We start from the raw sequence: 20,298 nt of genomic DNA, 5'->3' as shown, positions 1-20,298 counted from the left end.
CTGTGACTGACCGCTTTAGATAGACTTTTCAGTTTCGCGGAGGATCTTTTTGATTTCTTCGCGCACGATGCGCTCAGCGATCTCGGGAAGGACTTTCCAGCAAATGGATTCGATCACTTCGCGAGCTTCCTCACGGATAATCTTTTCCATCATATTGGGGTCTAAGTCCACCTTGGATTGTGTATTGGGCTTAGCATTAGAAGCAGGTGACGGAGCCGCCCCTGTGGAGGTGACTTTTGTTGCACCTTTTTTAAGGGTTTCCATCATTTGATCTTTGACGGATTTTTCGACGTTGGAAATGAAGGATTCCGCCGTTGGAGCCTTGGTTTTTGTCACTTCCGCAGAAGGCTTCACAAAGCTGATCTCTTCGAAGTCGCCATCCATTTCAATGTGGGCACCTGAAAGTTCATCATCCTGAGGGATCACGAATTTAGAGGCAAAGTCAGCACTTTCAACTTCCGGGATTTGGATTTTGAATTTGGTCAGATCCTGATGCGCCCAGCCGCCTTCGTCGTGTTCGTCTTCGCCTTTAGGGGACGTCAACGGAACGGCCGAAAACTCCTCGCCGGAAACCTCCAGAAGGTTGGCCTCATCTGCATCAATTTCAGGAATATTCAGGAAGCCTTCGGATTTTTCCTCTGGCATGGCATAGTCTGAGTGTTCTTGGGCAGATGCTTCGGCTTCAGCAGGAGTTTCCTCAAATTCCGGCATTTCCGGGAACGTCAAAAAGCTGCTGACAGGGTTGGATTTGGTTTTTTGAACCAGGTCCGAAACAATCGTTCGCAAATGATCCGCATCAAACGGCTTTTCCAGGCGACGGTCCGCTTGACATTCCACTGCCTTGGCCTCGTCGATCTCCATAAAACCGCTCCACATCAATACGACAGGAAGGTGAGCAGTTTCGGAATCATTTTTAAGATCAGCGCAGACCTCATATCCGGATCTTTTGGTCAAAAGGACGTCGGCGAAAACAATGTCAGGCTTGAAGGTCTTAGCCACTTGCAACACATCAAGACCCACGGGGACCGATTTAACTTCAACCCCGAAGTCAGACAATGCCAGTTGCATTACTTTTTTGATTGTGGAACTCTCATCTGCAAGCAAGACGCGTAAAGCCATAAGCAAAGTAAAATAGGATTTCCGCCTCCAGTCAAGGGTTATCGGCGTTGTTCGGCCCCGCCGGCAGAGCTGGATCGCCGGCGACTCCGATGAATTCGGAGTGTTGACAGACGCGTATGCTGAAGCAGATAGGTTTAAGAGGATCAGACGTGAACAGAATTGATCGATACACAGCAGGGCTTTTTCTAGGCTACTTCGTCGGTGGCCTTTTGGTGTTTCTGACGCTTTTTACGGCTGTGGATGCGATGAGCACGATGGTGAATTACAAGGACGTGGCGCCCTCGGCCTTGGTTAATTATTACATATATTCCTTCCCCGGCATTGTGCACCAGTTGCTTCCGGTTGCCTGTTTGTTGGGCGTTATTCTGACGTTGAGCAGCTTGAATAAAGCCAATGAACTCGTTGCGTTATTTGCCAGCGGGATGAGCTTGATTCGTATCACTTTGCCCATGTTGGCGCTAGTGGCGGCGATTTCGGCTTTGGGGTATGCGGTGTCGGACCGGGTGCTTCCGCGCGCGACCAAGCAAAAGAACTACATTTTGTATTACGATCTGAAAAAAGAGCCGCATCGTTTTTCCACGATTAAAACAGACCGTATCTGGTACCGCTCCAAGAACTCTATCTTCAATATTAAGACATTGAATGCCAAAGGGGATGGAGCCCAGGGTTTGACCATGTATTTCTTCAGCGATGAATGGGATTTGGTGCAAATGATCACGGCAGCTCAGGTGAAGATTCAAGGGGCCCAGTGGTTGCTGGAGAAGGGGACAGTCACCATCTTTAGCAAGGACTCAAGCTTCCCACTGACAAGTCCGTTTAAAACCAAAAGTATCGTGATGGCTGAGGACTCCAAAGATCTGCAAAGTGCCGGTCAGACAGCGGATATGATGTCCCAGAAGGAACTGGAACGCTTTATTGATAAAAACCGGGACGCTGGATTGGATACGGTGGCCTATGAGGTCGATTATCACTCCAAGATCAGCTTTGCCTTTGCGGGCCTGGTCATGTGTCTGCTGGGCCTGCCTTTCAGCGTGGGTCGGGCTCGTTCGGGCGGGACCATGTTGAATGTCGGGATCTGTCTGGCCCTGGTCTTTGCCTATTACGTGTTTTATTCGTCCGGGATCACCCTGGGGCAGCACGGGACGCTCCCTCCGGTCGCAGCCGCTTGGACCCCCAACATAGTTATGTTGGGCGTGGCCTTCGTTCTTCTCAAAAAGCTCAAACGCTGATATAATGGGGGCCTCCCGGAGGTTCCCATGATCATGAAAATCCTCACATTCCCTGACCCTAAGTTGCGAGAAGTTTCGCAGCCGGTAGAAACCTTTGGCCCTGAAATCGCCAAACTGGCAGAGGATATGATTGAAACTATGTATCACGCCAATGGTATCGGCCTGGCCGCCCCGCAAGTGGGGGAGCTGGTTCGTATGGTGGTGATCGATACGCGCCCTAAAGACGAAAAGGGCCGCCGTTACAAATACGAAGAAATGACCGAACTTGAAGCGGCCGTGAAACAGCCGTTGGTTTTGATCAATCCTGAGATCGTTAAAGGCGAAGGCAAAACCACTTTTGACGAAGGTTGCCTGTCCATCCCTGGTTACTACGAAACGGTTCAGCGCTTTGACTACATCGAAATGAAAGCTTTTGATGTGAACGGCAAAGAATTTATCGTTAAAACTGACGGTCTGCTTGCGATCTGCATGCAGCACGAAATGGATCATTTGGAAGGAACTTTGTTCATCGACCATTTGAGCTTCGTGAAGGGCAATAAAATCAAAAACCAAATCAAAAAGTACGGCTACCCGGTTAAAAAAGATAAAGAGGGTGAAGCCACAACTGCTGACGAAGAAAAGTGTGAAGTGTGAGCAAGGTCCGTGTCTGTTTTCTAGGGACGCCTGAATTTGCCGTGACCTCGTTGAAAGCTCTTCTGTCGGATGAGCACTTTGAGGTCGTAGGTGTTGTGACCCAGCCGGATCGTCCCGCCGGTCGTAAGTTGCAACTGACTCCAAGTCCTGTGAAGGCCCTGGCACAAGCCCACGGTTTGAAAGTCCTGGCGCCGGAGTCTTTAAAAGCCAATCCCTTGATGCTTCAAGAAATCAAAACCTGGGGGGCTGAAGTCGCGGTTGTCGTGGCGTTCGGTCAGATCCTGACGCAAGAGTTTTTGGACTCTTTCCAATTTGGTTGCGTGAACGTGCACGGTTCTGTGTTGCCCCGTTGGCGTGGGGCCGCACCGATTCAGCGTGCGATTGAAGCGGGTGACGTCGAATCCGGAGTCACCTTGCAGAAGATGGTGCGTAAGCTTGACGCCGGTGACATCATTGGCATTCGCCGTGTGAAGATCACTCCTGAAATGAATGCTCTGGAGCTGCATGATGAACTGGCTCGTCTGGGAGCGGAACTTCTGCAGGTGGAACTGATGGATTATGTGCGCGGGAATCTGGCGCCGGTTCCGCAGGATGAATCCCAAGTGACGTTGGCCAAAAAAATTGAAAAGCAGGAATCCCAGATTGACTGGGCGACTTCGGCTAAGGCGATTGATGGCAAGGTCCGTGGCTTTGTTTATGGGCCGGGCACTTACACTTTGTTGCAGGGAAAAAAGCTAAAACTTCATAAGGTGAAGCCGGTTTCTGGTATTACCACAGTGGCGCCGGGAACGGTGACCTCTTTGAATGAGGATCACTTCTCGGTTGCGACCGGTGATGGGATTTTGAAAATCTATGAACTTCAGCCTGAATCCCGCAACCGCATGCTGGCTCAGGACTTCCTCAAAGGTCATCCTCTAAAAGTTGGAGATATGCTCGGTGTCTAAACTGGTTGCGCCCTCTATTTTGTCAGCGGACTTTGCCAATCTTGAAAAAGAGATCAAAGCCATTACAGAGGCTGGGGCGGACTGGGTGCATGTCGATGTGATGGACGGGCGTTTTGTTCCGAACATCACGATTGGCATTCCTGTGGTGAAGTCTTTGAAAAAGGTGTCCTCACTGCCATTGGATGTGCATCTGATGATCGAAGAGCCGGAACGCTATGTGGAGGACTTCATCAAAGCGGGCAGTGATTACCTGACCATTCATGTGGAATCCACCAAAGATGCCGCAGGAACTTTGCGCAAGATCCGCGAGTTGGGTGCCAAAGCGGGCATCACCTTAAGACCGCGCACTCCGGTGGAGCAAGTTTTACCGCTGCTTCCGTTGTGTGATTTGGTTTTAGTTATGACGGTTGAGCCGGGCTTTGGAGGTCAATCCTTCATGCACGATCAAGTTGCTAAGATCACGCGTCTGCGCGAAGAGATCTCATCTAAAAACTTGAATTGTCTGATCGAAGTGGACGGCGGCATCAACGCCGACACCGCGAAGATCTGCCACGAAGCTGACGTCTTCGTCGCTGGCAGTTACGTCTTCGGCAAAGACTACCGTTCCGCCATCACTACTCTTAAAAACGCTTAAAAGGTGCCTGGTTGTTTTTTCTGGCTACAACGCATCAGTCGTCGTGCTGGGGGTGTTTAGTTGGCTTTGGGGCGCGCGTTTGTCTGGCTTTGGTTAAGTAAGTTTTGTTGTCTGCTGCGCAGTAGCCAGAAAAAACAACCAGGCACCTTTTAAAGATTCAGCAGGGCGATGGGGTTTTGTTTGCCGTTTTCTAGGTAGAGGATTTCATTGGGGTGATCTTGCAGGCTTTGCAGGCGCCTGGCGATGTTGGGTGCCAGTAATGGCAGGGCTTCATCGAAATCCATGAAGCGATAATTTTTAACGTCATAGAATTTGGCTTCGATGGATTGGGCTTGTTCTTCGGTTAAGTCTTCGGTTGAAAAGAGCAGTTGAAGATATTCTCCTTTGACGTCGGTGTTGGCGACATAATCGACAGCGATCAGCTTTTTTGGTACGATCTTGAGCTTTAGCTCGTCTTGCACTTCTCGAATGAGAGCTTCTAGTGGGGACTCCTCATATTCCACTGTGCCCCCAGGTAGAATCCAACTGGAACTATATCCAGGCTGTATGATCAGCAGCATTCTTTTGTAGAATATCAGAGCGGCGACACCAATACGTTTGCGGGGCAGGGATTCATAATATTCTTTGTCGTCCTTGTACATAAGAACTCCTGTGTGAAGGTCCGGCCAGCTTAAGGGCCAGAGGGGACTGTTTCGGTCTTTGCATCGTTGACCCTTGGGCGGACTCCTCTCAGAATTTTAGGGGAGTCCAAAATATTTTTGGGTTACAAAAGGAGAAGACTTTATGAAAAAGCTCTTAGTAGTGTTGGTTGCAGTTCTTGGATTTGGGAGCGTTTCCAAAGCGGATATTTTGATTGAACCGTATGTGGGTTATGAAATGGGTAAGACCACGGATCCAGATGGGAAGCTGACGGGTTCTCAATTGGGCTTGCGCCTGGCTTACAAAACTCCGTTGATGTTGTGGGTAGGTGCTGACTACACAATGGGAAGTGGTGAAACGGATCCTGATGTTGGTACAAAAGAAGATGCAAAGCGATCCACTTTGTCTGGTGTCGTGGGAATTGATTTCCCGATTCTTTTGCGTGCATGGGTGGGTGTTGGTCTTACGAACGACATCAAGGTTGGTGACTACAAGTTTGAAGGTAAAAACGTGAAAGTCGGCTTGGGCTTCACAGGTCTGCCGTTTGTTTCCTTGAATCTTGAGTACATCAAAGACACTTGGGACAAATGGGATGGTCCGGTTGCTTTGACAACAGACGCTCAAAACGAAAGTTACGTGTTCTCTGTGTCCTTGCCTCTAGAGTTCTAATTTCCAAACAAAACAAGAAACATCAAAAAGCCATTCTGCTAACCCCAGAATGGCTTTTTCCGTTAAAAGGTGCCTGGTTGTTTTTTCTGGCAATAGTGCGTTATCGGGGGCTTTGATGCGCCATAGCCAGAAAAAACAACCAGGCACCTTTCTTTGATTGGGGTGGGGGTTTTGCGCTAGGATGCGGGCTTCTTTAAGAGAGGCCTACTATGCAGATTACTGGTGAAAATATCACACTTGAAAACCTATATCAGATTGCCCACAACCCTTCGATCAAGGCAGAGCTTTCCGCGTCCGGAAGAGCCAACATGCAAAAGTCCCGTGACTATATCGAAGGTCGTATTTCCAGTGGCGAAGTGATGTATGGCGTGAACACCGGTTTCGGCGCCTTCTCTTCTGTTCGTATTTCAGACGCTGAAATTGAACAACTGCAAAGAAATCTGATCCGTTCTCATTCCATGGGGATTGGGGCGCCGTTCACGAAAACCGAAACGCGCGCCATGATGGTTCTTCGTGCCAATGCCCTGGCAAAAGGTCACAGCGGTATTCGTCCCCTGGTTGTTGAAAAAATTCTTGAGTTCCTGAACAACGATATCATTCCGGTGGTGCCTTCCCAGGGTTCTGTGGGGGCCAGTGGTGACTTGGCTCCGCTGTCTCACCTGGCGTTGACCATCATTGGTGAGGGCGAAGCGTGGGGCGCTGACGGCAAGCCCGTTCACGTGACTGAATTGTTGAAGCAAAAAGGTATCACTCCGCTGGAGCTGAAAGCCAAAGAAGGTCTTTCCATGATCAATGGCTGTCAGGTGATGACGTCCATCGGTCTTTTGTCCTTGTGGGAAAACCGTCGCTTGTTGTGGTTGGCGGATCTGGCAGGAGCAATGACTTTGGAAGGCCTGCGTGGTTCCCGAAAGCCATTTGATCCTTTGATTCAGGCCAGCCGTCCTCATGCCGGCGAAGGCAAGACGGGGCGCAATTTGATTAAACTTATGGGCGAAACCAGCCCGATCGCAGAAAGTCACGCCGTGAACGATCCGCGCGTGCAGGATGCGTATTCTTTGCGTTGTATGCCAGCGGTTCATGGGGCTGCGAAAGATGCTTTGAGATATGCGGTGAAGGTTCTTGAAACTGAGGCGAACTCTTCCACCGACAATCCTCTGGTGTTTGCGGATGCGAACAAAGTTCTATCCTGTGGTAACTTCCATGGCATGCCAGTGGCGCACGCGATGGACTTTGCGGGGATCGCGCTTTCTTCCCAAGCCAGCATCAGCGAGTGCCGTATTTCCAAAATGATCTCCACTCAGATGAGTGAGCTTCCGCCGTTCCTGACCCCCAACGGGGGCTTGAACTCCGGTCATATGATCGTGCAGGTGGCAGCGGCCTCTTTGGTCAGTGAAAACAAAGTTCTGGCGCACCCGGCGAGCGTGGACTCTATTCCGACATCTGCGGAAAAAGAAGATCACGTTTCCATGGGGACGATCGCGGCAAGAAAATTCGCGCAGATTTTGAGAAACGCTGAAAACGTTATTGCAATGGAGCTTCTGTCAGCCTGTCAGGCCTTGGATTTGTTGGCGCCTTTGAAGCCAGCCGCAGCCGTGAAAGCTGTGCATGAGCACATTCGCAAAACGGTTCCGTTTGCAAAAGAAGACCGCATCTTCTCTAAAGACGTCGAAGCGATCAAAGCCATGATGGTGTCCGGAGAACTTATGAAAGTCGTCGAACAAACTGTCGGCGAACTGGAATGGTAATTTGTTTTAGATTTTAATTTGGAGGATTTATGTCTCGTGTTGTGAAAGCCCCTACAGGGAACAAGATGGTTTGTAAGGGATGGTTGCAGGAAGCTGCTTACCGTATGATTCAAAACAATCTGGATCCGGTGATCGCGGAGCATCCTGAAAATCTGGTGGTCTATGGTGGTATCGGTAAAGCGGCTCGTAACTGGGAATCTTTCGACAAGATTTTGGAAGCGTTGAAAGAGCTTGAAAACGACGAAACCCTGCTGGTTCAATCCGGTAAGCCAATTGGCATTTTGAAAACTCACGAAGACGCTCCACGTGTTCTCTTGGCGAACTCCAACTTGGTGCCGAAGTGGGCGACGTGGGAACACTTCAACGAACTCGATAAAAAAGGTCTGATGATGTACGGTCAGATGACGGCGGGTTCTTGGATTTACATCGGGACCCAAGGGATCATTCAGGGCACATACGAATCTTTCGTGGAAGCCGGTCGCCAGCATTTCAATGGCAACCTGACGGGTCGTGTGATCCTGACTGCGGGCTTGGGCGGCATGGGGGGCGCACAGCCTTTGGCGGGGGTTTTTGCTGGCGCTTGTGTTTTGGCAGTAGAGATTGACCCCACTCGCATCCAAAAACGTCTGGAAACCAAGTACGTGGACGAAGTGGCCACGGATCTTGATGATGCTTTGGCGCGCATCAAAAAATACACGGCAGCTGGTGAGGCGAAATCCATCGCCTTGCAAGGCAATATGGCAACTGTCATCCATCAATTGATCGAGAAAAACTTCACACCAGATCTTTTGACGGATCAAACTTCGGCGCACGATCCATTGGTGGGCTACATTCCAGAGGGTTATACTGTTGAAACAGCAAAAACCTTCCGTGAAAAAGATCAAAAGGCTTATTTGAAGGCCGCTTACGATTCCATGGCCAAACACGTTCGTGGCATGTTGATCATGAAGGATCGCGGTGCTGTGACGTTTGACTATGGTAACAATCTGCGTGCGCGTGCTCAAGAAGCCGGTGTTGAAAATGCCTTCGACTATCCAGGATTTGTTCCAGCCTTCATCCGTCCTTTGTTCTGCAAAGGCTCGGGTCCCTTCCGTTGGGTGGCTTTGTCTGGTGATCCTAATGACATTAAAGTAACAGACGATGCGCTTCGCGAATTGTTCCCGCACAAAAAAGATCTTCTGCGTTGGTTGGATATGGCCGAAGAACGCATTGCCTTCCAAGGTTTGCCGGCACGTATTTGCTGGCTTGAATACGGCGAACGTGCGAAAGCAGGGTTGTTGTTCAATAAACTGGTTGCTGAAGGCAAAGTGAAAGCGCCAATCGTGATCGGTCGTGATCACTTGGACTGCGGCTCGGTGGCTTCACCAAATCGTGAAACCGAAGCGATGAAGGACGGCTCTGACGCTGTCAGCGACTGGGCATTGCTCAATGCCCTAGTGAACACCGCATGCGGAGCAACTTGGGTCAGCTTGCACCACGGTGGTGGCGTGGGTATGGGTTACAGCCAGCACGCAGGTCAGGTGATCGTGGCGGATGGTACGGAAAAAGCCGCACGTCGCTTGGAACGCGTCTTGACAGCCGATCCGGCAATGGGTGTCTTCAGACACTTGGATGCGGGTTACGAGCTGGCGGAACAAGTGGCCAAAGAGCGTGGCGTTCGCAGTCTTTGGATCTAATTTCGAAGTCATTACTGAGCCTCTCGATGTTGTGTCGAGAGGCTTTTTTTTGCCCGGTTGACGGCTGCGCCTGTGTAACAACACAAACACCTGTCTTCGTCTTGCCATCATCTGCCAATAGTTTGACGATACTTTCATAAAGATTTCTTTTCGCTGGAGGAGGACCTTTTATGAAAGTGGTCAAGCTTACGGGATGGATTCTTCTGATCTCACTGTTTCATTTTCATGCTCAAGCCCAAGCACCTGATTTGGTGCGTGTCGGGAATCTTAAGTTTGCTCACTATGGGGCGATCAGTTACATGAGCGAGTATTGCGGAAAGTACAATCTGAAAGTCACAGAACGGGTATTTGCCAAGGGCATTGATATTATGCCCGCGATCATCGCCGGAGAAATTGACGTGGCGGCCAGTGCAGCCGATGCCGCCATTGCAGGTCGAGCCGGGGGTGTTCCCATTTTCGCCGTGGCAGGTTTTGCAGAAGGCGGCGCACGCATCGTGATTCGTCCGGATCTGCCCATTAAGTCAGTTAAAGATTTCAAAGGTCGAAAGGTCGGTGTCGCCCGAGGGGGTGCCCAGGAACTGCTGCTTTTGGCGGAACTAGCCAAGAACAATCTGACCTGGTCTGATCAAAAGGGCAAAGACGTGCAGATCGTCTACATGGCCTTCGCAGATTTGAATCAGGCGCTGCAGGCCAAGAACATCGATGCCATGGCTCAGAGCGAACCTCAGGCGTCCCAGGCGATCAATAAAGGCTTTGGAGTGGAGCTGTTGAAACCCTATGACACGCCCATGGGAGAACCCATTCGCACTTTGGTTATGACCGAAAAAATGTACAACACCCAACGCCCGGTCGCGCAACGCTTTATGAAGTGCTTCGTTGAAGTGACAAAGTTGTTCATCGAAAAGCCGGAAGTGGCCGAGAAGTACGTGATTTCGAAGATGTTTAAAAATCAAATCACCTCTCAGGATTTCAAAGATGCCATTGGCAACTCGCCTTACACTTATGATCTGACGATTGAGCATATTCAGATCACCACGGATTTTATGCAGAAGTACGGTGTCGGGCGTATGCAAAAACCACCTAAAGCCTCGGACTGGGTGAAGCTGGATCTTTTGACCGAGGCCAAGACTGCATTGGGAGTCAAATAGATGGCGGCCGAGAAAAGCCTCCTTTCTCAGCTTAAGGGTGTGTGGGTGCCAGTCATTGTCATCCTGGTGTGGGAGGCGGTGGTGCGCGTAGGGTGGGTGAACCCTCAGGTTCTTCCGGCGCCCTCGGCTGTTCTTATCAAGTGGTATCAGTATTTGATGCCTTTGGAGGAATATGATCCGTCACAAGGGTCGAAGTTTGCCTGGTATTTTTCCGGGGAACTGGTTCGGGACATGTGGGAAAGCTTTTATCGTGTGCTGATGGGATTTGTTATTGGGGCGGGGCTTGCGCTGCCGCTGGGTCTTTTGATGGGAGCCAGCAAGCACATCTATGACTACATGAATCCCTTAATCCAGGTGCTTCGTCCGATACCTCCGATTGCTTATATTCCACTGGCGATTCTGTGGTTCGGTTTGGGCAATCCCCCCGCCGTGTTTCTGATCGCACTGGGCGCTTTTTTTCCCGTCTTGATGAATACGATTGTCGGAGTTCGAGCCGTGGACAGCATCTATATTCGAGCCGGAAAGAATCTGGGAGCGGGGTCTTTTTTAATGTTCCGCAAGATCATCGTACCAGCTGCGATGCCATACATCTTAAGTGGTGTACGCATTGGTATCGGAACGGGCTTTATCTGTATGATTGTGGCGGAAATGATCGCCGTGAACAACGGCTTGGGGTATCGCATTTTGGAGGCTCGGGAATATTTCTGGTCAGACAAGATCATTGCCGGGATGTTTTCTATCGGTCTTCTGGGACTTGCCATTGATACCGTGGTCAGTCGTTTGAACAACTATCTGCTGCGGTGGCATCGAGGTTTGGAATAATGGCAGATCAGGCACAGATTCAAATCAAACATGTTTCAAAAGTCTTTAAAGGATCAGAGCAGGACGTGGTCGCGCTGAAGGACATTGACTTCAGTATCCCCGAAGGGCAGTTCGTCTGTCTGTTGGGGCCATCGGGGTGTGGCAAGAGCACGTTGCTCAATGCGATAGCGGGGTTTTCCCTGCCATCCGAAGGCAGGGTTGTGGTCGGAGGGCAGGAGGTCTTTGAGCCAGGCCCGGATCGGGGCATGGTTTTTCAGGAGTACGCCTTGTTTCCATGGATGACGGTCGAGGAGAATATCACCTTCGGTCTTAAAATCAAAAAAGCAGATCCGGCGAAGATCGAAGAAAAACTACAGCAACTTCTAAAAACATTGAAACTGACAGACTTCCGCCGACGTTTTCCCAAAGACCTGTCGGGTGGTATGAGACAGCGGGTGGCGATTGCGCGCGTGCTGGCTCTGGATCCTCCGATCATGTTGATGGATGAACCCTTTGGCGCTCTGGATGCTTTAACCCGCCGAAGTTTGCAGGATGAGCTGTTAAAGATATGGAGCGATCTTAAAAAAACCGTGGTCTTTGTCACTCACAGTATTGAAGAGGCCATATATCTGGCGGACCGTATCGTGGTGATGAGTTATCGCCCGGGCACCGTAAAGAAAGATGTGCAGGTGGATATTCCTCGCCCGCGCAATCCCGCAGATCCAGATTTTAACAACTTAAAAAGAGAACTGTCGCTGATGGTGATGGCCGAACAAAATCGCTTCGAACAGGCCACAATGGGAAGCACCGGGGATTAACCGGCCCCGCCGGCAGAGCTGAAGAGCCAGAGGCTCTAATCATCCGAAGACAGCGTATTGGTGGTCACGCGACTGCGACTGGCTTTTTTAATTTTATGAGCGAAGTGGAAGAGCACCATTCCGACAAAGGAAAAAGCCAATCCCAAAGCCAAAGTGGTTGAAGTTGAAACCAGTGCCAACTGCAGGAAGTCTTTTACCGAAGGGGCTTCTGTATAAGAGAGCTTGAGGCAATTACGGATCAACAAGGGCAGTATATATCCCAAAGTCATCAGCAAAGAGTTTTCGATAACGTGGATAAAACGTCGAGCCAGGAAGCCATTCATGACAAATAGCAGACAAAGAAAATTGACAGAATCACCAAGGACTTCCCATCCAAGTGCTTGATAGACAAGGACTAAGGATCCTGAAAAGAAGAGGGTGTAGTAGACCCACAAGCTTCGGCTATGCAAAAATGAACCGCTTTTTGTCATGATAAAACCCTCTGTGTTTAATCTTAACAGAGGGCTTGTGGATTGAAATACCGTGACGGATTCTTAATAAGGTCCTGGACCTTGGATGGGCCCTACTGACACTGACACTCTTTGAAACGGCAAGAAAGGATCTTGCCGTGATTGTTGTATTGGAACTCAAAGACTTTGTTATCGTGCTTTTCCAAAGCAACAGAAGTCTTATCACGCAAGAAAAGTTCAGACTTCACTTCATGACGGGTGACTTGGCCCAGAGCCAGCAGAGACTCCAAGGTCTCATCGCCTTTCAGGGGCAGACGTTCCGGATAGCCTTCGGCATCCAGTTTGAAGAAGCGGATCTCGACACGGTCTTTGGCGTTGGTATTATCAGCCGTGATCAAATGCACACGGCGTAGGGATCCATCTGGCAAAGTCAGATGATAGTTTTCCAAAGAAATTTCCTCTTTTTCGATACCCACGCTTTTCTGCAGATATTCCATCAGGGCTTCAGGGGTCGCAACCGCCTGGGCAGCCACTTCCGGAGCGCACTCTTGCAAAGACTTCAGAAAGTTGTCTTTGCCGGAATCAGCTGGGGTAGCGGAGTCCCCCTTTTCCCCTAGAAAACTTTCATCAGATCCCGTCGTTTGAGGGTTTGCGTTCGGTGGAATCGCTGCTCCCTGATCTTCGATAACTTGCAAAGTTTCCTGCTGCTTTTGATGGAAAAGGATGTGCAGGAAATAATAGTCCGTTGCAATCCCCAAAAGGAAAAGTGCCAGTGCCCACAGAAGCCAAGTGCTTAGTTTTGTCGATCTCATAGTTCCTTACTATTCCTGATTTAAGTCCGGAGCCCAATGGTCCCATGACTGGCAGGTTCTTGCACGCTGCGAAGGTCCACGAACCTCACCCCAGCGGTATTCGCCTCCGTCGTGCGGGTTGTTGGAAATCAGCCCCAGGAACAAGCGGCGCTTGAATTCGGCCAGATCCATCGTGCGGCCAGGAAGGTACGCCGTCGCGCAGACAGAAGAAGCTGTCACAGTTTGTGCCGCCATTTTTGCAGCTTCTTGTGCCACAGACAGGTTGATGGCTGGGAAAATCTTATCCAATTGAGCTTTTGTTCCTGCGCTGAGCTGATTGCCGCCATTGATTTGCAGAATTTCGCGGTAAGCACGACGCAAGGACATGAAGTCGTCAAAGATACGACGGTCACGGTTGGGGGTGGAGTAAGTGTCGTAAGTTGCATAGTCCATGCACTTGGAGTTGCGCTTCAGATAGTCGATGCCTTCGTTGATAGAGGTCACGCGGCCCGTGAAGCCCTCACAGGTGGTTTTCATCAAACGAGCAATCAATTGATCGTCGGTTTCCTGGCGCAAAGCCAGACGGTTTTGTACGTAGCGAACCCATTTGTTCAATGGAATTTTAAACTGTTCATCGCTGTAGCCCGGAGTCTGCCAAACAGGTTTGTTCAAAGAAGAAGCCGGTCTCCAGTAGCGGAAGCCCGCTCCACTGGAAGCGGAGTAGTCACCCTCAAATACCCATTCAGGATTGGGCCAGGACTGACGTTCTTGCAAACCAAAGCCCGAATTCGCGCCCACAACAGAATTGTAAACCAAATAAGGCACCCCAATAGGCAGGATTTCTTTGATTGTCCAAGAGTGGTGATTCTTTTTTGTCGTCGCCATCAAACCACCGGAACGGATGGTGTCACGGCTGATCGCAACAGGGTAAGTGTCGTTTGGAAGTGAGCGAGTGCTCATGGTGTTGTAGATGAACAACAGGAAGTTGCGAACGCGGTTGATTTCGCTTTGACCATCCCAGCGGCTCATTTTATTGGAAATCGTTTTGCCAGAGGCTGTCGGGTCTTGGGCTACGAACGGCAGACGGTTTTCGTAAGCAAACACGATGCGCATGGAATAAACAGTGTCGGCACAATCGACGCGAAGGCCATAATAAGGATTGCTCTGACCATTTTTCAACGATTTGCGAGAGAAGAAGTCCGTACGCCATTCCGCGCGCACCCATTCCGCGAAGCGGTCCTCATAGGCCGGGGACCATTCGTTGACTTCGGTCCAAACCGCCGCCTGAGCGGACATTGCGAAGAGCATCATTACAGCAAAAGCGAAATTACGCATGTAGCCTCCCTGAAGTGTTACACCGGGGCAGGGGTATATTGCTGTGGAGTAAGGATCAATGGAATTATTATACTGCCTTATGTGTCATCTCGAATTTTGCGCTTAGCGACATTAGTATGCTGCGTTATCTATGCGAACAATCATTCATCTCATACTTTTTGCGTCCGTTTCTGCTCTTCTGTCGTGTCAGACAAAAGAGCAACCTGTGACTCGCGAAAGTCGTCTGTCTGCCGGTCACAAACTGATCGATCAGGGGCGCTATGACGAGGCGATTGGCTACTTTAAGAAGTTCTTGCAGGAAGATTCTCATCCCCATGTGAAGATGGCCCTGGCGTCAGCCTATGCCGGGCGGGCGGGGATTCGCATCGAGAAGATCTATACATTTGTGGTATTGCGGAACTTTCAAACCGAGATTGCGCCTCTGGAGGGTCTTTCATTGGATCACCAAACACAAAGTCTGGTGAGATCGTTGTCAAAGTATTCGCAGCACTGGAAAAAGGTGCCACTGCTTTCAGAAGAGGGACGCCACGATATTTCTGCCGCCGTGGCGGTGCTGGAGCATGAAGCAAACTCGGGAGCACGCCTTTATTCAGCAGTCCTTCGCGTGGTGCTGTTAAAATCTGTCGTTGAACAGGGGCTTCAATCCTGGAGTCGGGTTCACAAGCACAGTCTGTGTTCGGATCAGTTGCAACCTTACTTCCAGTGGATGATTGAATTGACAGACACGCTGATCCTGGTTTTGCAGGATCTTCAACGGGCCTTTCCGGATCAGAAGAGTGAATATGCCAAATATGAATCAGACCTTATGACCTTCAAAGCCGAGGCCCAGAAGGTGCCGTGGCCTCAGGAGAAAATATGCTTCTGAGACTTCTTGTGTTGTTTGCAGCGATGTCCGCCCTGACGGCTCAGGGGGCGACTTATTCTCCGGTCTTACGGGATGGAGGCAGCCGCTTCCTAGTCAGATCTCTGGGAAGTGTTTGTTATTCGATGGACAGCTTCCGCCGGGGGCTTCCCTGCAATCCGGCTTTTGTTGCTAAAGACAAAGCTCCGCGCTTTGATGTGGATCTGATGCTGGGAAGTAATATGGAATACCTGCGCGAGGCCGAAGAGCTTCTTAACGGCAAAAGCGATGAGCAGGGCGTTGCCAAAATCTTTTCCCGGCGCGAGATGGTGGATGGCGAGATTTCTATTGAAGCCTCTTTTCAGCGGCCGACTTGGGGTGTTTCGATTGAGCCATATCGCCTTGTGTATGTTTATCAGTTTGAAAATGCAGCTCTTCCTATGGTGGAGCTGATCGCTTCGGAAGAACAAAGTCTCAAAGCCCAGTTGGCCAGTTTCACTTCCGGAAATTTTTATGCCGGCTTGCAGTTGCGCTACACACATATCAAGTACATTGGAAATTCGTTTTCCATTGCCGAAGCCATGGCCGGTGATAATGAAAAGCTTTTTGAAATTCACAATCAGGACATTTTGTATGTGGAACCGGGAATTTTGTATGCCTGGGAAGACGCCGTTTGGGAGCCGCAGATTTCTGCCATGCTTTCGCAGTGGGGTGTCAGCTCCAAGAAATCAGAACAGTATCCCATCCGACCGCAGGGGCTGTTGGGGGCTTCGCTAAAACCCACTGTGCCGCTGGGCTTGCTGGAAGTCGGTATGCAGGTTCAAATTCACAATGAAACCAAAAATTTTCAGGATGCTGTTCGTGCCGCGATCACTTATCAACTGGGTCTTCTGCAGGCGGTGGTCAGTGGGTCGCAGTATGATCAGTCGGCAGGATTTCTGGCGACTTATAAAAGCTTTTCCACGGGGCTTTCCTATTGGAGTGAAAGACAGAATAAAAGCGTCTTCGTTCAGTTCGGGGTGAGTCTGTGAGGCTTTTGCTGCTGATGATGACAGTTCTGCTTTCTCATCCGTCGTGGGCAATGAAGCGCGAGACGGCCTATACTGGTGCTGTCCAATGGACGGAGTTTCGTCAGTATGTGCTGCATCAGCAGCAGGAAGATGAACGCACGGGTGTGGCTTATATGATTTCCGGGGCGGTGGCTGCGATAGGCGGAACAATCGCGTATCAACAGTCAGAAGAAGTCTTCAGCCGCACGATCTTTGCCATTACCTCCAATTTGGGTCTGGCGGCGATCGGACTTGGAGCCGCTTATTATTGGACGGGGAACGAGCTGGATTCTTTTTATTATGCCATCGAGGGCTCGTCCTTAAGTCTAGCTGAGCGCAATGAGGTCCTGCAAAGATTCCTGTACAAGCAACAGGAAGAAAAACGCAAGGCCAAATGGATTCGTGTGGCCACTCATGCACTGCTGGCGGCAGCCAATATCTATGGAGCGACTCAGGAAGAAAATAAAGAGATAAGCTCAGTTTTCTATTTTCTGGGCGGAGCCAATGCTGTGCTGGCTTTGACCTACACCTTTTAGCTGTGTTTCCTGGACCTTAGTTCATTCAGTTTTGATTCAATTAAACAGATAAGAAGTTGATATTCCACTTGATAGGAGAAGCTAGTGCGACGTTCAAATACTTCTTTCTGGTTTTCCACATTCTGTTGTTTCGTGGCCTTTGCCGGTTTTGGCTGGTATCAGGCGTCGTTAAACTCAAATCCGGAAACGGCGGGAACTGCCGACTTTGCATCCAAAGGTGCCTTTGAGACGGCAGAGCAGTGTGGACCGGAGCGAAACTATTTTGCCAATGACCTTAAAAAAATGTCGGCAGTCTACGCGGGCAACCGCAGTCGGGCGCAATTGGGGAACAGCAACCCACCGAAGGAATGTGTCTCCTTTATCATGCAAAACTTCATTCCTTTAAACTCCAAATCGGGTGCTATTTCGATGTGTCGCGGAGCTAAAGGAGAGCTGCTGGCTTCTCCGACCAAAGGTGCTGACGGCCTTGGGTTCCAACCCCCTTGTACGACAGAGCCCTATGTGAACAGCGTTTACAACGCTCTGGTGGATGTCGGGGATTGTCTGAATATTCCAGTGAAGGAGCTTCTGCCGAAGCTTTACAACGAAAGTGGTCTGCACGTGAACACCTTGGGCGGCGGTTTCGACGCGGGTGTGGGACAGTTGACGGTCAGCGCTCTTAAAGAGGTTTTCGTCCGTTATAATATGGATGCCAAACAGCCATCCACCTTGGACTGGTATATGAAAGAAATTGCCAAATCCAACAAAGAATCCTGCAAAAGAATTGTGGCCGAAAAGAGCGCTTACGCTCTGGAAGTTCCTGCAGGCAAAAAGCTTTGTCTGGTGGGCGAGTCTGAAGGTGCCGATTGCTACACCCCGTGGTCTTCTTCCAATCGTTGTGTGGTCATGACGGTTCCGTCCAGCCCACTTCGCAATGTTCTTTTCACTGGGATTTTCTATCGCAGTATGCTGAAAAATGCCACGGGTCTAAGCTATTCCGCGGGTAATGACATTATCAATGGCCGCATTTACAGAGAAGGCGAAGAGCTGAATGGTTACATGGGTAAGGGTAACTATGTCGAGCGCCTGCGCGCTTTGGGGGCTACTCATGCCAATCTGAATGTGATCAAGCAGATTCTGGTTTCTTTGGGTTTCAATGCCGGTATTCAGAGCGGAAAAATCTATTTGGATAACTACATCAAACAACGAGAAGAAAAGAAGAAGTATATCAAAAACGAAGACATCGACTTCCAGAACATCAGCACCGGGAAATGGGCGATCGTGACGAATCTGCCGACGTTCTGGCGCGGTCTGGGTTCGGAAGATGCGGCAGAGTTTGACAAAGCTCTGACTTCGCTTGAGGTGCTGCGGGAATTGGGCGTGGACGTGGTGAAAGCTCAGAAGATGTACAAAGATCTTCGTCCTCATGTGCAAAAGGAAATCAAAGCCATCAACGGCAATGCCAAAATGTCGGAAGATGACAAGCAGAAGAAGATCAATGAATTGAAAGTAAAATACGACAAGTACCGCCATCCTCTATTGAAGGCCGTATTTGCCAAGTCGGATGAACTGACTTTGCCAGAGTACATGAGAATCGCACACGCCTATGCGATCATCACAAATCCAAATGCGGGCGGGGCTCCAGGGTATTTGAGTTTCGTCGCCGCAAAACATAAGCAGTTGGAAAAAGAGATGGGAGTTAAAGTATGTACAGCAGACCAATACTTACAGTTCTAGGATCAATTTCAGTTGCTTTGCTGACGTCCGCGTTCACCTTTCAGGTGCGTGCTCCCTTTGCTGGTGGCGGTGAAGCGCCGACAATGAAGGTGGCCGATGTGGTTCGCAGTGTGGACGGGCAGCTCAACGTTCTTAACAGACAGGTTCATTCCCGTATGCCGGCCAGTGCAAAAGTGGAAATTCTAAAGCAGACTCTTTCGACGATCGAAGAAGTTCGTAAACAAAACTCGCTTCAATCTGTCGACAAGGAAGTCTATTTGGACTATTCGACGGCGTCTTTAGAGCACGTGGCAACGGACAGGGATTTTTCAGTTGAAAAGTGTCCTGAATACAAAGCACGTGTGATGATCGACTTTGAGCCCTATGCGGAGCATCGTCCGACGCACCCTGCGTTGAAAAGGTCCTACGAAATCATCGAAGGTATCTGCTCATAATCTGGCAGGTGAAAAAGGCCCCACTGACGGCGTTGGTGGGCCTTTGGGGGCAGCCTTTATATTTTCGCCATGTGTACTTTCTCATGAATCATAATTAAAAAATCAGCAGTATTTGGATTACCAATAGGGTCGTGATTGAAAAAAACTCCAGAACGTAAGATAAAGTGTCTGGAGGTCGTTATGAAATCGGGTATCTTAAATTGGGCAGTCTTGGGCAGTCTGTGTCTGGGGGCCACTTCAGTTTCTTACGGGGCTGGAGGCAAAGAGATTCCGATCTACAGCAACCGTAGTGTGCGCCAACAAGTCGATACCTTGGCCGAACTTCTGGAAAAAGAAGTCGGCAAGGCCAAAAATAACCGGGATCGTTTTCGCGCAATGAACCGTGTGGTGGGACAGATTAAAAGTCTCCGAGACAACAGCGTACCACAAGGAGCTCAAGACGAGGCCCATATGGATCTGATGGTTTCTGTTTTGGAATCTCTGCCATCGGAAAAGAGCTTCAAGAAGAAAGACTGTGCCAAATACGAAAGTGATTTGATCAACCAGTATGAACCCACTGCGGAAGAAGTTCCGCAAGAGCCTGCGGTTCAGCCGGCATGGAAGGTGCTCAGCTTTTTGTGTCAATAGCTGAGTCGTTGGGTTGTCTCACATTGAGACAGGTAAATCTTAAATCGTTGCAATGATTTAAAGGCGACCTCACAAAAATCCGATCTTTCCAAGTAATGAACCTAAAGGTAAAAATCTGTCTTTTACTATGTACAATGGGAGTACTTGGAGGCTGTTCAATGGAAGCCTCTATCGAGTCTTTGTATAGAGGGGTAGGCCCCTTCGTATCAAGCAAAGGAAAAATAGTCATCGCTCCTTCTCGTCAAATGATAGCGCAGGATCACACGGGGCAATACAGAGCCGAAGGTGTGGTCGGCGAGGTCATTACGACAGAGCAGGCCCAGTCGCAAGACGGTGCCTATCGTGCAGAAGTTAATGTTCGTTTTCAGGTGATGTGAGGCGAACTATGTCATTCGCATGCGGATTTTTGTTGATCGGACTTCTTTTCCTCTCCATAGCACAGGCCAGCGGCCCTAAGACCGTAAA

The 20,298-nt window shown here is 49.8% G+C and carries 22 protein-coding genes; 17 read left to right on the top strand and 5 right to left on the bottom strand.

What is annotated here, in order from left to right:
• Positions 1–15: 15 nt before the first annotated feature.
• Positions 16–1,119 carry a response regulator gene (locus tag ACZ5ZZ_RS12235; RefSeq protein ID WP_464120473.1) on the bottom strand — a complete coding sequence of 368 codons (1,104 nt, stop codon included), beginning with the start codon at positions 1,117–1,119 and terminating at the stop codon, positions 16–18.
• A 149-nt stretch (positions 1,120–1,268) separates the two neighbouring features.
• Here ACZ5ZZ_RS12235 and lptG point away from each other — a divergent pair, with 149 nt between their 5' ends.
• The 4 genes from lptG to rpe are packed head-to-tail and all read left to right on the top strand — an operon-like array spanning position 1,269 to position 4,559.
• On the top strand, positions 1,269–2,348 hold the full coding sequence (lptG, locus tag ACZ5ZZ_RS12230) for an LPS export ABC transporter permease LptG (protein ID WP_464120474.1): 1,080 nt from the start codon (positions 1,269–1,271) through the stop codon (positions 2,346–2,348).
• A 27-nt stretch (positions 2,349–2,375) separates the two neighbouring features.
• Entirely contained in the window at positions 2,376–2,981 is a 606-nt protein-coding gene (gene def / locus ACZ5ZZ_RS12225) for a peptide deformylase (protein ID WP_464139659.1), read from the top strand.
• Positions 2,978–3,925: a methionyl-tRNA formyltransferase gene (fmt, locus tag ACZ5ZZ_RS12220; RefSeq protein ID WP_464139657.1), complete on the top strand. Its 948-nt coding sequence runs from the start codon at positions 2,978–2,980 to the stop codon at positions 3,923–3,925. The genes def and fmt overlap by 4 nt, the downstream gene beginning before the upstream one ends.
• A 1-nt stretch (position 3,926) precedes the next feature.
• Complete coding sequence (gene rpe / locus ACZ5ZZ_RS12215; protein ID WP_464142387.1) at positions 3,927–4,559, top strand: ribulose-phosphate 3-epimerase; 633 nt, start codon at positions 3,927–3,929, stop codon at positions 4,557–4,559.
• A 149-nt stretch (positions 4,560–4,708) separates the two neighbouring features.
• On the opposite strand, the gene ACZ5ZZ_RS12210 is transcribed toward rpe, so the two are convergent.
• Positions 4,709–5,200, bottom strand: a complete 492-nt coding sequence (locus tag ACZ5ZZ_RS12210) for an NUDIX domain-containing protein (protein WP_464139655.1) — start codon at positions 5,198–5,200, stop codon at positions 4,709–4,711.
• A 142-nt stretch (positions 5,201–5,342) separates the two neighbouring features.
• On the opposite strand from ACZ5ZZ_RS12210, the gene ACZ5ZZ_RS12205 reads away from it, so the two are divergent.
• From ACZ5ZZ_RS12205 to ACZ5ZZ_RS12180, 6 genes are all read left to right on the top strand, one after another.
• The gene (locus ACZ5ZZ_RS12205) at positions 5,343–5,867 is read left to right on the top strand and encodes an outer membrane beta-barrel protein (protein WP_464131447.1); all 525 of its coding nucleotides are present in this window, start codon (positions 5,343–5,345) and stop codon (positions 5,865–5,867) included.
• A gap of 209 nt (positions 5,868–6,076) precedes the next feature.
• Positions 6,077–7,612, top strand: coding sequence for a histidine ammonia-lyase (gene hutH, locus ACZ5ZZ_RS12200; protein WP_464139653.1), 1,536 nt, complete (start codon positions 6,077–6,079; stop codon positions 7,610–7,612).
• A 29-nt stretch (positions 7,613–7,641) separates the two neighbouring features.
• Complete coding sequence (gene hutU, locus ACZ5ZZ_RS12195; RefSeq protein ID WP_464139651.1) at positions 7,642–9,288, top strand: urocanate hydratase; 1,647 nt, start codon at positions 7,642–7,644, stop codon at positions 9,286–9,288.
• 170 nt (positions 9,289–9,458) lie between these two features.
• Entirely contained in the window at positions 9,459–10,436 is a 978-nt protein-coding gene (locus ACZ5ZZ_RS12190; RefSeq protein WP_464120481.1) for an ABC transporter substrate-binding protein, read from the top strand.
• A complete protein-coding gene (locus ACZ5ZZ_RS12185) occupies positions 10,437–11,258 on the top strand; it encodes an ABC transporter permease (protein ID WP_464139649.1) in 822 nt (273 codons plus the stop codon).
• A complete protein-coding gene (locus ACZ5ZZ_RS12180) occupies positions 11,258–12,055 on the top strand; it encodes an ABC transporter ATP-binding protein (RefSeq protein WP_464139647.1) in 798 nt (265 codons plus the stop codon). The genes ACZ5ZZ_RS12185 and ACZ5ZZ_RS12180 overlap by 1 nt, the downstream gene beginning before the upstream one ends.
• Before the next feature lie 35 nt (positions 12,056–12,090).
• Here ACZ5ZZ_RS12180 and ACZ5ZZ_RS12175 read toward each other — a convergent pair whose 3' ends face one another.
• From ACZ5ZZ_RS12175 to ACZ5ZZ_RS12165, 3 genes are all read right to left on the bottom strand, one after another.
• Positions 12,091–12,378, bottom strand: coding sequence for a hypothetical protein (locus tag ACZ5ZZ_RS12175; RefSeq protein WP_464139645.1), 288 nt, complete (start codon positions 12,376–12,378; stop codon positions 12,091–12,093).
• 239 nt (positions 12,379–12,617) lie between these two features.
• On the bottom strand, positions 12,618–13,316 hold the full coding sequence (locus tag ACZ5ZZ_RS12170; protein ID WP_464139643.1) for a hypothetical protein: 699 nt from the start codon (positions 13,314–13,316) through the stop codon (positions 12,618–12,620).
• A 9-nt stretch (positions 13,317–13,325) separates the two neighbouring features.
• A complete protein-coding gene (locus ACZ5ZZ_RS12165; RefSeq protein WP_464139641.1) occupies positions 13,326–14,630 on the bottom strand; it encodes a hypothetical protein in 1,305 nt (434 codons plus the stop codon).
• A 130-nt stretch (positions 14,631–14,760) separates the two neighbouring features.
• Here ACZ5ZZ_RS12165 and ACZ5ZZ_RS12160 point away from each other — a divergent pair, with 130 nt between their 5' ends.
• The 7 genes from ACZ5ZZ_RS12160 to ACZ5ZZ_RS12130 all read left to right on the top strand — a co-directional run bounded on the left by ACZ5ZZ_RS12160 (position 14,761) and on the right by ACZ5ZZ_RS12130 (position 20,210).
• Entirely contained in the window at positions 14,761–15,495 is a 735-nt protein-coding gene (locus tag ACZ5ZZ_RS12160) for a hypothetical protein (RefSeq protein ID WP_464120487.1), read from the top strand.
• Positions 15,486–16,502 (top strand): hypothetical protein, encoded by a 1,017-nt coding sequence (locus ACZ5ZZ_RS12155; protein WP_464139639.1) that lies wholly within the window; start codon positions 15,486–15,488, stop codon positions 16,500–16,502. Before ACZ5ZZ_RS12160 ends, ACZ5ZZ_RS12155 begins: the two co-directional genes overlap by 10 nt.
• Positions 16,499–17,056 (top strand): hypothetical protein, encoded by a 558-nt coding sequence (locus ACZ5ZZ_RS12150; protein ID WP_464139637.1) that lies wholly within the window; start codon positions 16,499–16,501, stop codon positions 17,054–17,056. Before ACZ5ZZ_RS12155 ends, ACZ5ZZ_RS12150 begins: the two co-directional genes overlap by 4 nt.
• 84 nt (positions 17,057–17,140) lie before the next feature.
• The gene (locus ACZ5ZZ_RS12145) at positions 17,141–18,772 is read left to right on the top strand and encodes a hypothetical protein (protein ID WP_464120490.1); all 1,632 of its coding nucleotides are present in this window, start codon (positions 17,141–17,143) and stop codon (positions 18,770–18,772) included.
• A complete protein-coding gene (locus tag ACZ5ZZ_RS12140; RefSeq protein ID WP_464139635.1) occupies positions 18,742–19,206 on the top strand; it encodes a hypothetical protein in 465 nt (154 codons plus the stop codon). Before ACZ5ZZ_RS12145 ends, ACZ5ZZ_RS12140 begins: the two co-directional genes overlap by 31 nt.
• Before the next feature lie 180 nt (positions 19,207–19,386).
• Complete coding sequence (locus ACZ5ZZ_RS12135) at positions 19,387–19,833, top strand: hypothetical protein (protein ID WP_464139633.1); 447 nt, start codon at positions 19,387–19,389, stop codon at positions 19,831–19,833.
• Positions 19,834–19,967: 134 nt separating this feature from the next.
• Complete coding sequence (locus tag ACZ5ZZ_RS12130) at positions 19,968–20,210, top strand: hypothetical protein (RefSeq protein WP_464139631.1); 243 nt, start codon at positions 19,968–19,970, stop codon at positions 20,208–20,210.
• Positions 20,211–20,298: the final 88 nt, after the last annotated feature.

This window comes from Bdellovibrio sp. HM001 (assembly GCF_055397275.1).
Note: the sequence above shows the minus strand (reverse complement) of the source record. Positions and strands in the feature narration are given on the sequence as shown.

Coding starts and splice junctions, on each gene's coding strand:
- ACZ5ZZ_RS12160 (WP_464120487.1), top strand. CDS start 14,761: ATGCGAACAATCATTCATCTCATACTTTTTGCGTCCGTTTCTGCTCTT.
- ACZ5ZZ_RS12135 (WP_464139633.1), top strand. CDS start 19,387: ATGAAATCGGGTATCTTAAATTGGGCAGTCTTGGGCAGTCTGTGTCTG.
- ACZ5ZZ_RS12235 (WP_464120473.1), bottom strand. CDS start 1,119: ATGGCTTTACGCGTCTTGCTTGCAGATGAGAGTTCCACAATCAAAAAA.
- ACZ5ZZ_RS12180 (WP_464139647.1), top strand. CDS start 11,258: ATGGCAGATCAGGCACAGATTCAAATCAAACATGTTTCAAAAGTCTTT.
- ACZ5ZZ_RS12210 (WP_464139655.1), bottom strand. CDS start 5,200: ATGTACAAGGACGACAAAGAATATTATGAATCCCTGCCCCGCAAACGT.
- ACZ5ZZ_RS12130 (WP_464139631.1), top strand. CDS start 19,968: ATGGGAGTACTTGGAGGCTGTTCAATGGAAGCCTCTATCGAGTCTTTG.
- hutU (WP_464139651.1), top strand. CDS start 7,642: ATGTCTCGTGTTGTGAAAGCCCCTACAGGGAACAAGATGGTTTGTAAG.
- ACZ5ZZ_RS12190 (WP_464120481.1), top strand. CDS start 9,459: ATGAAAGTGGTCAAGCTTACGGGATGGATTCTTCTGATCTCACTGTTT.
- ACZ5ZZ_RS12165 (WP_464139641.1), bottom strand. CDS start 14,630: ATGCGTAATTTCGCTTTTGCTGTAATGATGCTCTTCGCAATGTCCGCT.
- ACZ5ZZ_RS12205 (WP_464131447.1), top strand. CDS start 5,343: ATGAAAAAGCTCTTAGTAGTGTTGGTTGCAGTTCTTGGATTTGGGAGC.
- ACZ5ZZ_RS12185 (WP_464139649.1), top strand. CDS start 10,437: ATGGCGGCCGAGAAAAGCCTCCTTTCTCAGCTTAAGGGTGTGTGGGTG.
- ACZ5ZZ_RS12140 (WP_464139635.1), top strand. CDS start 18,742: ATGTACAGCAGACCAATACTTACAGTTCTAGGATCAATTTCAGTTGCT.
- ACZ5ZZ_RS12170 (WP_464139643.1), bottom strand. CDS start 13,316: ATGAGATCGACAAAACTAAGCACTTGGCTTCTGTGGGCACTGGCACTT.
- hutH (WP_464139653.1), top strand. CDS start 6,077: ATGCAGATTACTGGTGAAAATATCACACTTGAAAACCTATATCAGATT.
- def (WP_464139659.1), top strand. CDS start 2,376: ATGATCATGAAAATCCTCACATTCCCTGACCCTAAGTTGCGAGAAGTT.
- ACZ5ZZ_RS12175 (WP_464139645.1), bottom strand. CDS start 12,378: ATGAATGGCTTCCTGGCTCGACGTTTTATCCACGTTATCGAAAACTCT.
- ACZ5ZZ_RS12155 (WP_464139639.1), top strand. CDS start 15,486: ATGCTTCTGAGACTTCTTGTGTTGTTTGCAGCGATGTCCGCCCTGACG.